This window comes from Gemmatimonadales bacterium (assembly GCA_035502185.1).
In the GTDB taxonomy this organism is placed as follows: Bacteria; Gemmatimonadota; Gemmatimonadetes; order Gemmatimonadales; family JACORV01; genus Fen-1245.
On the sequence record DATJUT010000101.1, the window covers coordinates 16,755 to 29,014 of the forward strand.

Genomic DNA, 12,260 nt, shown 5'->3' on the forward strand with positions numbered 1-12,260 from the left:
CAACTGCCCTGATCACTGCCTTTCCGTCACAGAACCAGCATCGCGTCGCCATAGCTGTAGAACCGGTATCTCTCTTTGATCGCCTCGGCGTACGCCGCCAGGACCCTCTCTCTCCCGGCGAAGGCGCAGACCAGCATCAGCAGCGTGGACCGCGGCAGATGGAAGTTCGTGAGCAGCCGGTCCACGACCGCGAACCGGTGACCCGGCCGGATGAACAGCGACGTCCAGCCCGCCGCCGGCTTCACCCCGCCCGCGCCGTCGGTGCCCGCCTCGAGCACCCGGGTGACCGTGGTGCCCACGGCCCAGACCGCGCGGCCCGCGCGGCGCGCGGCCGCGACGGCCCGCGCCGTCGCCTCGGGAAGCACGTAGGCCTCCGGGTCCAGCCGGTGGTGCTCGGCTTCGGCAACCGACACGGGCCGGAAGGTGCCGGGGCCCACGTGCAGCGTCAGCCGCGCCACGGCGGCCCCCCGCCGCTCCAGCCGCTCGAGCACCGCGGGCGTGAAGTGCAGCCCTGCCGTGGGCGCCGCCACCGAGCCCGGCTCGGTGGCGTAGACGGTCTGGTAGCGCTCCCGGTCCGCTTCCGCCGGCGCGCGCCTGATATAAGGAGGAAGGGGAACCTGCCCCCGCCGGGCGACGACCGCCGCGTCCCCCCCGGGCCCTGCCAGGCGCACGCGCCGCTGGCCGTCGGGCAGGGTGGCCAGGACCTCCACCGCGTCCTCGCCGCCAAGGGCGAGCTGGGAGCCCGCGCGGATGCGGGCGCCGGGCCGGACCAGGGCCCGCCACGCGCCGTCCGTCTCGCGGGCCACGAGCAGCACTTCGGCGGCGCCGCCGCCCGACCGGCGCGCCGGCAGCCGGGCGGGGATCACGCGCGAGTCGTTGAGGACGACCAGGTCACCGGGGGCCACCAGATCGGGGAAGTCGGCGAACCGCCGGTGGCTCACCGTGCCGCTGCGGCGCTCGAGCACGAGGAGCCGGCTGGCGTCGCGCTCCGCCAGCGGGGCCTGCGCGATCAGCTCCGGGGGCAGGCCGTAGTCGAAGGCCGCTGTTCTCAGCGTGGCCGCCGGCGGTCCACCGCGGCCCTCACGAACCGAAGAGCGAGTTCTGGCCCTCCGGCGCGGCAAAGCCGAAGTGCCGGTAGGCGGTGGGCGTCGCGACGCGGCCGCGGGGGGTGCGCTGGAGGAACCCCTGCTGGATCAGGTACGGCTCGTAGACCTCCTCCAGCGTGCCGGCGTCCTCGCCCACCGCCACCGCGAGCGTGCCCAGGCCGACGGGCCCGCCCTCGAACTTCTCGATGATGGTCTTCAGGAGCCGCGCGTCCATGTCGTCGAGGCCGAACTCGTCCACGTCGAGCCGCGCGAGCGCCTGCCGGGCGGTCTCCCGGTCCACGCGGCCCTCGGCGCGCACGGCCGCGTAGTCGCGCACCCGCCGGAGCAGGCGGTTGGCGACCCGGGGCGTGCCGCGGCTGCGCTTGGCGATCTCGTCGGCGCCGCCGCCGTCGGTCTCGACGGCGAGGATGCCGGCCGAGCGCTTCACGATCTGCGCCAGGTCCTCGGGCGGGTAGAAGTTGAGCCGCTCGACCATGCCGAACCGGGCGCGCATCGGCGGCGTCAGGAGTCCGTAGCGCGTGGTGGCGCCGATGAGGGTGAACGGCTCGAGCGCCATCGGGATGGTCTCGGCGTGCGGGCCGTCGCCCACGCGCACGTCCACCCGCCAATCCTCCATCGCGGGATAGAGGAATTCCTCGAGCGTGGGTCGCATCCGGTGGATCTCGTCGATGAACAGGATGTCGCCGCGCCTCAGCCCGGTGAGCAGGCCGACGAGGTCGCCGGGGCGCTCGAGCACCGGGCCCGAGGAGGTGCGGATGCTGACGCCCATCTCCTTGGCGAGCAGGATGGCGAGGGTGGTCTTGCCCAGGCCCGGCGGGCCGAAGAACAGCGCGTGGTCGAGCGGCTCGCCGCGGCCGCGGGCCGCGTCGATCGCGATCTGGAGATTCTCCTTCACCTTGGCCTGGCCGACGAACTCGTCGAGCCGCGAGGGCCGCAGCGAGGCCTCGGCGCTGCGCTCCTCGGGCAGCACGTCGGGGGTGGTGATCTCCGAGCGCCCGGGGGTCATCGCCGGCCGCCGGCGAGGAAGCCGAGCGCGGCCTTGAGCAGCGCCGCAGTGTCGCGCCGCCCGTCCTGCGCCAGCGCGCGGCGCACCGCGTCGTCGGCCTCGGGCGCGCTGTAGCCGAGGCGGATCAGGGCCTGGGTCGCGGCGTCGGTGGCCGAGCTGGTCGGCGCCGCCGGCTCCGCGGCGAGGTCTCCGGTCTTGTCGGCCAGCTCGAGGATGAGCCGCTCGGCGGTCTTCTTGCCGACGCCGGGCACCGCGACCAGCGTGGCGACGTCCCGCTCGCGGATGCCGCGGACCAGCCGCTCGCTCGAGTACTGGGACAGCATGGCCAGCGCCAGCCGCGGGCCGATCCCGCTCGCCTGCAGCAGGCGCTGGAACACCCGTCGCTCCTCGGCGGTGGTGAAGCCGTACAGCGACTGGCCGTCCTCGCGCACGACCAGCGACGTGTGCAGCTCGACCGGCTGGCCGAGGTTGGGCAGGTCGGCGAGCGCGCGGGTGGTGACGAAGCACTCGTAGCCCACCCCGCTGGTGGTGCGCACCACCACGCGGTCCGCCTCCTTGACGGCGAGCGTGCCGGCGAGCAGGGCGATCATCCGACCGCGGCGCGCCGGAAGGGGCGCGCCCCCCGCATGCAGTGGGTGAGGGCCACCGCCACGCCGTCGGCCGCGTCGTCGGGCGTCGGCGGCGTCCGCAGGTGCAGCCGGCGCGCCGTCATCACCTGGACCTGGACCTTGGTCGCCGTCCCGGTGCCGACCACCGTCTTCTTCACCATCGTCGGGGCGTACTCCCGCACGGGCACGGCCGCCTTGGCCGCGGCCAGGAGCGCGGCGCCGCGCGCGTGTCCCAGCACCAGGGCCGTGTGCGGGTTCTTGGCGACGAACACGCTCTCCACGGCGATGGCGCCGGGCCGGTGGCGGGCGATGATCTCGGAGACGGCGTCGAAGATCTGCGACAGGCGCTGCTCCAGCGGCGAGGAGGCGGCGGTGCGGACGACCCCGCACTCGACCAGGCGGATCACGCCGGGCGCCTCCAGCTCGACCACGCCGTACCCGGTGGCCGCGGCGCCCGGATCCAGCCCGAGCACGATCACACCTCGGCCAGCGCCTCGAGGTCGACGTCGAAGTTGGAGGAGACCCGGGCCACGTCGTCGTGCTCTTCCAGCTCCCCCATCAGCTTGACCAGCTTCTCGGCGTCGCGCCCCTCGACCCGCACCGTGGAGTGCGGAATCATCGCGATCTCGGCCGATTCCCACGCGATGCCGTGCTTCTTCAGCGACTCCTGGACGGCGTGGAAGTCGTGAGGCTGGGTGGTGACGACGAAGTGGTCCCCTTCCTTCACCACGTCGAGGGCGCCCGCCTCGAGGGCAGCCTCGATGGTCGCGTCCTCGTCGTACTTGGCGGCCGGGACGTAGAACTCCCCGCGCTTCTCGAACAGGTGGGCGACGGAGCCGGTGGTGCCGAGCTTGCCGTCGAAGCGGGTGAAGAGGTGGCGGATGTCGGCGACCGTCCGCTTGGCGTTGTCGGTCGTGACCTCGATGAAGATGGCCGCCCCGCCGGGGCCGTACCCCTCGTACGTCACTTCCTCGTACTGCACGCCCTCGAGCTGGCCGGTGCCCTTCTTGATCGCGCGCTCGATGTTGTCGGACGGCATGTTGGCGACGCGGGCGGCGTCGATGGCCGTCCGGAGCCGCGCGTTGCCCGCGGGGTCGCCGCCGCCCTGGCGAGCGGCGACGGTGATTTCCTTGATCAGCTTGGTGAATTGAGCGCCGCGCCTGGCGTCAGTTACGGCCTTCTTGCGCTTGATCTTCTTCCATACATTGTGGCCGGCCACTGGAGCCTCCGCGGATACGGCTAATGTAGTCCGCGCTCGGAGGTGCAGCAACGACGCCTTGACCGCTCCGGCGGCGGCTCCGATACTTCGCGCCATGCACGCCCGCCGGGTCGCATTCCTCGTCGTCACCGCCGCCGCCGCTGCCTGCGGCAGGCACGAAGCCAAGCCCGCCAGCGCCGCGCCCAACCCCCGGTTCCTCGCGGACGTGCCGCGGGTCCCGCGCTCGTTCCCCCGCGACAGCAGCATCACGGCGGAGGTGGAACAGCGCGCGTTCGTGGCGCCGTTCACGCTGGACTCGGTGGCGAGCTTCTATCGCGCGGTGCTGCCGGCGGCCGGGTGGCAGATCGAGGGCGGGACGAGCGACACGGGCCAGATCACGGTGTACGCCCAGCGCCGGGGACAGCCCCTGTGGGTGCTGGTCCGGCACGTCGGGCTCGGCCCGAGGATCTCCGAGTACACGCTCACCTCGGCGGCCGCCTCCGCTCCGACGGCCGGGCCGAGGGAGGCAACCGCGCCGGGCCGCTAGCGGTCCGGCTCGAGCATGTCCTCGAAGCGCATCCAGTCGCGGTAGAAATAGAGGTCCACGAAGCCGGTCGCACCGTGGCGGTTCTTGGCCACGATCAGCTCGGTCGCCCCCTCGACGCCTCGCGTCACCTGGTACATCTCCTCGCGGTACAGTCCGAGCACGACGTCGGCGTGGTACTTCACCGCGCCGAGCGCGCCGAAGTCGTCGAGCGAGGGTCGCGGGTCGCGGCGCTTGGGGTTGAGCCGCGGCAGCTGGGCGACGAGCAGCAATGCGACGTTGGCCTCGAGCGCGATCTCCTTGAGCAGGCGGACCGCGGTGGCGTCCTGCTCGGCGCGCTCCACGTCGGCGCGGGTGGGCGGGAGCAGCTGCAGGAAGTCGACGGCCGCGAAGGGCGTGTGGAGCGCGCGCAGCCGGTCGGCCACCTCCTCGAAGCTCCGGGCCGCCATGGGGCGGTACACCAGCGGCCGGTTCCGCAGCCGCACCGCGGCGGCCCCCAGGGCCGCCCGCGCCTCGTCGGAGACGGTGCCGCGGCGGATGTCGTCGAGTCGGGTCCGCGCCTCGATGGCGAGCGCGCGCTCCCACAGCCGGTCCTCGTCCATCTCGCCGGAGATCACGGCGGCGGTCTCGCCGCGCTCGGCGATCCGCAGCGCGACCGCCAGCGCGAACGACGACTTGCCGACGCCCACGTCGCCGCCCAGCACGACCAGGTCGCCCTGGCGCAGGCCGCCGCCCAGGATCCGGTCGACGCTCGGAAAGCCGGTGGCGACCGTGTCGCTGCTGGCCGCGCCGCCGAGGCGCGCGTCCACCCGGCCGACCACGTCGGTGACCGGGTTGGAGCGCCGCGGGATGTCGGGCGGGGTCTTCACGGATCCGCTACGCCTGCCGCGCGCCGGGGCGCGCGGCGCGCGCCGCGGCCTGGACGGCGTCGGCGGCGGTCCGTCCCAGGCACTCGGCGGCGGGGGAGGCCAGGGATGCGAGGACCGTGGCGGCCACGGCGGCGCGGGGCGCGCCGAGGTCGGCGATCGCCGCTACCAGCGAGCGGCGCAGCGGGGCCGGGGCGTTGAGGCTCCGGATGCGCGCGGCGAGCGCCCGCAGCCGGTCGGCGTGCCGGGCGGGCGGGGGCGCGGGCGGGGCGGCGGCCAGCGCGGCGCGCACGACGAGCCACAGGGCGAACACGCCGTCGCGCTGCGGCCCGCGCACGGTGTCGGCGAGGAGCTTGGCGAACGTGTCGTCGGTGGTCGCGAGGGCGGGATGGCTCATGGCGCGCGGGCGAGCGGGGTCGCGCGCAATGTAGCGCCACGCCCGGGGAGCGGCTAGGTTGCCCCGATGGCCTCGCGCCCCAAGAGCATCCTGTGGGTGGACGACGAGATCGAGGGCCTCGAGTCGCATCGCCGGTTCCTCGCCGACCAGGGATACGAGGTCGCAGCCGCCACCCACGGCGACGACGCACTCGAGCTGCTGCGCCGCCAGGCGTACGGCCTGGTGCTGGTGGACGAGCAGATGCCGGGGCGCCGGGGACTCGAGCTGTGCCACGCCATCCGGGAGCTCGATCCCGCGGTGCCGGTCGTGATGGTCACCAAGTCCGAGGACCCCGCGGTGCTCCGCGAGGCGATCGGGATGGCGGTGGACGACTACCTCGTCAAGCCGCTGCACCCGCGCCAGATCCTCTCCGTCGTGACCCGGTTGCTCGAGGGTGACCGGATCCGCCAGCAGCACCTGTCGCGCGAGTTCGTCACGCGGTTCCGCGAGCTGGAGGCGCGCCGCGGCACCGCGCTCGGCTGGCGGGAATGGATCGACGTGTGGCGCGAGCTGATGCAGTGGGAGCTCAAGCTCGCCGAGGCGGCGGAGCCCGGCCTGGCGCAGGCGCTGCAGGCGCTGATGGGCGGACTGCGGCGCGACTTCGCCGGCTTCATCGCGCGGAACTACCCGCGCTGGATCGCGCAGCCCGACGCGGACCGGCCCGCACTCTCGCCCGACGTCGTCGAGGAGATGGTCCTGCCGGTGCTGCGCGAGCACGGCCGGGTGCTGTTCGTCGTGGTGGACTGCCTGCGGCTGGACCAGTGGGAGGCGCTGCTGCCGCAGGTGACGCCGCTGTTCGACGTCGAGACGAGCCACTACTTCAGCATCCTGCCGAGCGCGACGCCGTATAGCCGCAACGCGATCTTCGCGGGGCTGCTCCCGCGGGACATCGCCGCCCAGCATCCCGCCTGGTGGACCGAGCACGAGGAGGACAGCCTCAATGCGCACGAGCACGACCTGCTGGCCCGGCAGCTGGAGCGGGTGACCGGCCGGCCCGTGCCGTGCCGCTACGAGAAGCTGTTCGGCACCGGCGAGGGGGAGGACGTGCAGCGACGGCTGCCCGCGATGCTCGCGCAGGACGGCGTCACGGCGATGGTGTTCAACTTCGTCGACCAGCTGACCCACGGACGCTCCGAGAACGCCATCCTGTACGAGGTGGCGCGCGACGCGGCGGCGCTGCGGGCGCTCACCTGCGCCTGGTTCGAGCGCTCGCCGCTGCGGGCGGCGCTGGTCGAGGCCGAGCGGCGGCACGTGCCGGTGGTGCTGACGACCGACCACGGCTCGATCCACTGCCTCAGCCCCGCCACGGTGTACGCCAAGCGCGACGCCACCAACAACCTCCGCTTCAAGTTCGGCGAGGACCTCCGCCCCGAGGATCCCGAGTCGGCCATCTCCGTCGAGAATCCGGTGACCTACGGCCTGCCCGCGCGAGGACTCGGGGTCCGCTGCGTCATCGCCACCGAGGACCGCTTCTTCGTCTACCCGACCAAGCTGCGCGAGTACCAGGCCCGCTATCGCGGCGCGTTCCTGCACGGCGGCGTCTCGCCGGAGGAGATGATCCTGCCCGTCGCCCTGCTCCAGCCGCGATCCGCCCGCTAGCGTGGGCCGTTACCCGGAGCTGTTCCGGTTCGTCCGGCCCTACCTGGCCGTGGTCGTCGCCGCGCTGGTGGCGACGGTCATCGGCACCCTGTTCGACGGCTTCACCTTCGCGCTCGTCATCCCGTTCCTCCGGGTCGTGTTCCACGCGTCGTCGCTCCTGCCCCCGGAGGGGGCGAACCAGGTCGAGCGGCTGCTGCACGACGTGGTGGGCCCGCTGCTCCCCAACGACAACGTCCAGGTCGCGCTGCGCAACGTCATCATCGTCATTCTGGCGGCGATGGTGGCCAAGAACCTGCTGGTGTACTTCTCCCGCGTCAGCATCGCCACGGTGCAGGAGAAGGTGGTGCGCGACATGCGCATCCGGCTGTACGCGCACCTGCAGGGGATGGGCCTCGTCTACTACCAGCAGACCCGGGGCGGTCAGCTGCTGAGCCGGATGCTGGCGGACGCCGAGGCCGTCAAGCCGATCGTCGGCAACGAGGCGCTCAACTTCGTGCAGTCGATCGCCACGCTCGCGGTGTACGTGGTGATGCTGATCGCGCTGTCGTGGCGGCTCACCATCCTGTCGCTGGTCCTGGCACCGGTGCTCATCCTGGGGCTGCGGCCGCTGGTGCGGCGGCTGCACCGCGGGTACCTCCGCACCCTCGACGACCGCGGCGACCTGACGTCGCTGATGCAGGAAACGGTGTCGGGCGTGCGGCTGGTGAAGTCGTACGCGGCCGAGCCCTACGAGCGGCGCCGGTTCTACGACGCCGCCAACCGCTACGCGCGGGGCGTGATCCGCATGCAGCGCCTGGCGACCCTCGGCGCGCCGATCAGCGAGACCTTCGGCGCCCTCGTCACGGTGGTGCTGCTGTGGGTGGGCGCGCGCATGGCCACGGGCCCGACGGCGTCGATCAGCCCCGAGAGCTTCATCATGTTCCTGTTCGTGGCGCTGCGCCTGCTGGTGCCGCTCAAGTTCCTGTCGAACTGGCCGGCCCAGTTCCAGAACGCCCTCGCGTCGGGCGAGCGGGTTCTCCAGGTGCTCGACGAGCCGGCGACCGAGGCGCAGGCGTCGGGGACCGTCGAGGTGCGCGCGTTCCGCGAGGCCATCATCTTCCGTGACGTGTCGTTCAGCTACGACGGCCAGGCACGGGTGCTCCAGGATCTCTCGCTGGTGGCGCGCCAGGGCGACGTCGTGGCGATCGTGGGCGCGAGCGGGGCCGGGAAGAGCACCCTGGTGGACCTGCTGCCGCGCTTCTACGAGCCCACCGCGGGCGGCATCAGCCTGGACGGGCGCGACCTGCGGGAGATCACGCTGCCCTCGCTCCGCAGCCTGATGGGGATCGTCAGCCAGGAGACGGTGCTGTTCAACGACACCGTGAAGGCGAACATCGCCTACGGGTCGCTCGACCGGTTCGACGCGGCCGCCATCGAGGGCGCCGCCCGGGCGGCGAACGCCCACGGGTTCATCGCCGCGCTGCCGCAGGGCTACGACACGATGCTCGGGGAGCGGGGCACCCGGCTCTCGGGGGGAGAGCGCCAGCGCATCGCGATCGCCCGCGCCCTGCTGCGTGACCCGCCGATCCTGATCCTCGACGAAGCGACGAGCGCGCTGGACTCGGAGGCCGAGCACCTGGTCCAGGAGGCCATCGACCGCCTGCTGGAGGGCCGCACGGTGTTCGTGATCGCGCATCGCCTGTCCACGGTCCAGCACGCCACGCAGATCCTGGTGCTCGACCATGGCCGGGTCGTCGAGCGCGGCCGCCACGAGGAGCTGCTCGCCGTCGGCGGGGTCTACCGCCGGCTTCACAACCTGCAGTTCGGTGGTGAATCCCGTCCGGCCCTCGTGGACTGATCGCGCCCCCGGCGTCGATCCCCGTCGGGGCGCCGCCGGGGCCGAGGCGCTCACCATCCTGCACCTGACCCATCAGGGCGACGGGGCCGGCTCGACCATCTCGATCGCGGCGCTGGCCGCCGCTCAGCGGGACGCGGGGCACCGGGTGATCGTGGGCTGCCGGCCCGAGAGCCTGCTGGCGGCGACCGCGCACGACACGGGGCTCGAGGTGGTGCCGCTGGCCTTCGAGCGTCCGGCGCGGTTGGCACTCGAGATCGCCGGCGTGGCGCGGCAGGCCGCTGCGGACGTGGTGAACTCCCACGCGGCGCGCGATCGCGCCGCCTGCCGCCTGGCGCGGCTCGCGGGCCGCCTGCCGGCCGCGTGCGTGATGACCCGGCGCCAGATGCCGCGGTCACTCCCGCTGTCCGTGATGCTCAACGGCTTCGTCGCCGACCGCACCATCGCGGTGAGCCGCGCCGTGGCGCGCGCACTGGTCCGGCGGGGCGCGCCGCCGTGGCGGGTGAGCGTGGTGCCCAACGGCGTGGACCTCGCGCGGATCGACCGTGACGTGCCCGGCGGCGCGATCGAAACCGCGCGCGTGCTGGCGGGATGGCGTCCGTGGCGGCCCACCGTCGGCGTGGTGGCGCGGCGCAAGGACCACGCGGTGCTGCTGCGGGCGCTGCCCGCGCTCGAGCGGCCGATCACCCTGACGCTGGTGGGCGTGGCGCCGGACCCGGAGATCCTGGCCCTCGCCGCGGCCGCACCGCAGCACGAGGTGCGCTGCGTGCCGTTCCGTCCCGACGTCCTCGCCTTCTACCGGCTGTTCGACGTCGTGGTCCTTCCCTCGCGCCGCGAAGGCCTGTCGCAGGCGCTGCTGGAGGCGATGGCCCTGGGGTTGCCGGTGGTGGCGTCGCGGGCCGGCGGCAACGTCGACCTCGTCAGCCACGGGGAGGACGGGTGGCTGGTGCCGTCGCGCGACAGCCTGGCCTTCGCCGGCGCCCTGTCGCGCCTGCTCGGCGACGCCGGGCTGCGCGCGCGCCTTGGCGCCCGCGCCCGCCAGACAGCCCGGGGGCGGTACGCGCTGGCGCGGACCGCCGCCGCGACCGAGGCGGCCTACCGGGTCGCGCTGGCGCAGCGGCGATGAGGCGGCGCAGCGACTTTCCGGCCTACCTGCTGATGCGCGCGGCGCTCGGGCTCGTCGGTCCGCTGCCGCGGGCCGCCGCGCTCGCGACCGGTGCCGCGCTCGGCCGGCTGGCCCGCACCCCGCTGGGTCTGAGGCGGGAGGTCGCCGACCGCAACATCGCCGCGGCCTTCCCGGCGCTGTCGGCGGCCGAGCGGGAGACCATGGCGCGCCGGATGTACGCGCACTTCGGGCGGGTGGCCATGGACTCGCTGCGGCTCACGGCCGGCGGCGCGCGCGCCGTCGTGCCCCTGATGCAGAGCTTCGAGGGCGAGGACGTGCTGCGGTCGGCGATCGCCCGCGGTCGCGGGCTCATCATGCTCACCGGCCATCTCGGCAACTGGGAGGCGGGCGCCGCCTGCGTCGCGGCCAAGGGGTTGCCGTTCGCCGCGGTGGTCAAGCCGCCGTCGAATCCCTGGGTGGCCGCGTACGTCGAGCGGTCGCGGCGCCGCGCCGGGGTCGAGCCGATCCCGATGCCCGAGGCGCGATCCGCGGTCCTGGGGGCGCTCGCGGCGGGGAAGGTGGTCGGCCTGGTCGCCGACCAGGGCGCGATGCGCAGCCCGGTCTGGGTCCCGTTCTTCGGCAAGCCCACGCAGACGCCGGTGGGCCCCGGCCTGTTCGCGGCCAGGAGCGGCGCGCCGGTGATGTTCGGAAGCACGACGGCGGTGCCGGGCGGCGGCTACCGCACCGTGGTCGAGATGCTCGACGAGCGTCCGGGGGGAGACGTGGAGGAGATGGTGGTCCGGATCGCGACGATGTTCCGCCGGCGACTCGAGGCGGCCGTCAGGCTCGCGCCCGAGCAGTACCTGTGGACCCACCGCCTGTGGGACCGCCAGCCGCCTCCCGCATCGGGTGGGCCGTGATGGCGTAGGTCGGGCAGTGGCAGACGACGCCGCCGCTGATGGGCGACCACTCCTGCGGGGCCGACGGGCCGACGGCCTTCCCGCTCGCGTCCATGCGGAAGGTCCCCGGAGGTCCGAGCGCCACGCACGCCCCGCACCCGATGCAGCGCTCGCGATCGACCGCGACCTCCACCAGCCGCCTGGGGAAGATGCCGCCCGTGGCGCGGCGCACCGCCTCGGCCTGGTCGAGGGCGGCGGCGGTGGCGCGATGCCCCTCGTCGATCAGCTCGCGGTTGTGGGCGAACGAGAACATCGGGACGTGCTCGACCCGCGGCTGCACGAGCAGCATCGGGGGGCTGGTCCAGTGGGCCAGCCGCAGCTCCAGCATGTGGTGGAAGACGATCTCGGAGCCGCGGGCCACCACCGAGGCGAAGCCGGACTCCTGCACCTCGGCGCGCAGCACGCCCGAGGAGCCCACGTCCACCGCGACGATGCCCTCCACGTCCTGCGCGGCCGCGACCGCGACCGGCAGGTTGTCCACCAGCGCGCCGTCCACCAGGAAACGGTCGTGGATCTCGCGGGGCGGGAAGAAGCCGGGCAGTGCGCACGAGGCGAACACCGCGTCCGCCACGGAGACGTCGCGGAGGCCGGGCAGCCCCCAGTACAGCGCCGTGCCGCTGTTCACGTCCACCGAGGCGACGATCAGGCGCCGGGGCAGCTCGTCGAACGTCGCGTCGCCGAGGATGCCGCGCACCAGGTCCTCGAGCGGCTCGCCCTTGTAGATGCCGGGCGCCCGGAGGCGCCGCGCCGCCATCTCGCTGCGCGCGATGGCGAACACGTCGCGGCGCTGCATGCTGAGGGCGACCGCCTCGAGCTCGGCGACGGTGAAGTCGGAGGCCCACGCCGCGCCGACCAGCGCCCCGATGCTGTTGCCGACCACCACGTCGGGCGTCCACTCCCGCTCGGCGAGCGCCCGGAGCACGCCGACGTGGGCGAGTCCCTTGGTCCCGCCGCCGCCCAGGACGAGCGCGAAGCGCCAGCCGGCCGCCGTCATCGCCG

The 12,260-nt window shown here is 73.8% G+C and carries 13 protein-coding genes; 5 read left to right on the top strand and 8 right to left on the bottom strand.

What is annotated here, in order from left to right:
- Positions 1–26: 26 nt before the first annotated feature.
- Genes queA through VMF70_13145 form a run of 5 tightly spaced genes read right to left on the bottom strand, consistent with a single transcriptional unit; the run spans position 27 to position 3,939 of the window.
- Complete coding sequence (gene queA, locus VMF70_13125) at positions 27–1,121, bottom strand: tRNA preQ1(34) S-adenosylmethionine ribosyltransferase-isomerase QueA (protein HTT68960.1); 1,095 nt, start codon at positions 1,119–1,121, stop codon at positions 27–29.
- On the bottom strand, positions 1,081–2,112 hold the full coding sequence (ruvB, locus tag VMF70_13130) for a Holliday junction branch migration DNA helicase RuvB (protein ID HTT68961.1): 1,032 nt from the start codon (positions 2,110–2,112) through the stop codon (positions 1,081–1,083). Before ruvB ends, queA begins: the two co-directional genes overlap by 41 nt.
- Positions 2,109–2,702, bottom strand: coding sequence for a Holliday junction branch migration protein RuvA (gene ruvA / locus VMF70_13135; GenBank protein ID HTT68962.1), 594 nt, complete (start codon positions 2,700–2,702; stop codon positions 2,109–2,111). Before ruvA ends, ruvB begins: the two co-directional genes overlap by 4 nt.
- Entirely contained in the window at positions 2,699–3,193 is a 495-nt protein-coding gene (gene ruvC / locus VMF70_13140; GenBank protein HTT68963.1) for a crossover junction endodeoxyribonuclease RuvC, read from the bottom strand. Before ruvC ends, ruvA begins: the two co-directional genes overlap by 4 nt.
- A 2-nt stretch (positions 3,194–3,195) precedes the next feature.
- Entirely contained in the window at positions 3,196–3,939 is a 744-nt protein-coding gene (locus tag VMF70_13145; protein ID HTT68964.1) for a YebC/PmpR family DNA-binding transcriptional regulator, read from the bottom strand.
- Between the two features lie 94 nt (positions 3,940–4,033).
- On the opposite strand from VMF70_13145, the gene VMF70_13150 reads away from it, so the two are divergent.
- A complete protein-coding gene (locus tag VMF70_13150; protein HTT68965.1) occupies positions 4,034–4,465 on the top strand; it encodes a hypothetical protein in 432 nt (143 codons plus the stop codon).
- Here the strand turns inward: VMF70_13150 and VMF70_13155 are convergent.
- Together VMF70_13155 and VMF70_13160 are read right to left on the bottom strand one after the other, a co-directional pair.
- Positions 4,462–5,331: a DnaB-like helicase C-terminal domain-containing protein gene (locus VMF70_13155; GenBank protein ID HTT68966.1), complete on the bottom strand. Its 870-nt coding sequence runs from the start codon at positions 5,329–5,331 to the stop codon at positions 4,462–4,464. The two genes, VMF70_13150 and VMF70_13155, sit on opposite strands and share 4 nt — an antisense overlap.
- Before the next feature lie 7 nt (positions 5,332–5,338).
- Complete coding sequence (locus VMF70_13160) at positions 5,339–5,725, bottom strand: hypothetical protein (protein ID HTT68967.1); 387 nt, start codon at positions 5,723–5,725, stop codon at positions 5,339–5,341.
- A gap of 66 nt (positions 5,726–5,791) precedes the next feature.
- On the opposite strand from VMF70_13160, the gene VMF70_13165 reads away from it, so the two are divergent.
- The 4 genes from VMF70_13165 to VMF70_13180 are packed head-to-tail and all read left to right on the top strand — an operon-like array spanning position 5,792 to position 11,222.
- Positions 5,792–7,363 (top strand): response regulator, encoded by a 1,572-nt coding sequence (locus tag VMF70_13165; GenBank protein HTT68968.1) that lies wholly within the window; start codon positions 5,792–5,794, stop codon positions 7,361–7,363.
- A 1-nt stretch (position 7,364) separates the two neighbouring features.
- Entirely contained in the window at positions 7,365–9,200 is a 1,836-nt protein-coding gene (locus tag VMF70_13170) for an ABC transporter ATP-binding protein (GenBank protein ID HTT68969.1), read from the top strand.
- Entirely contained in the window at positions 9,172–10,323 is a 1,152-nt protein-coding gene (locus VMF70_13175; protein HTT68970.1) for a glycosyltransferase family 4 protein, read from the top strand. Before VMF70_13170 ends, VMF70_13175 begins: the two co-directional genes overlap by 29 nt.
- The gene (locus VMF70_13180; GenBank protein HTT68971.1) at positions 10,320–11,222 is read left to right on the top strand and encodes a lysophospholipid acyltransferase family protein; all 903 of its coding nucleotides are present in this window, start codon (positions 10,320–10,322) and stop codon (positions 11,220–11,222) included. The genes VMF70_13175 and VMF70_13180 overlap by 4 nt, the downstream gene beginning before the upstream one ends.
- On the opposite strand, the gene VMF70_13185 is transcribed toward VMF70_13180, so the two are convergent.
- Positions 11,143–12,255: a patatin-like phospholipase family protein gene (locus VMF70_13185; GenBank protein ID HTT68972.1), complete on the bottom strand. Its 1,113-nt coding sequence runs from the start codon at positions 12,253–12,255 to the stop codon at positions 11,143–11,145. The genes VMF70_13180 and VMF70_13185 overlap by 80 nt on opposite strands.
- Positions 12,256–12,260 lie beyond the last annotated feature (5 nt).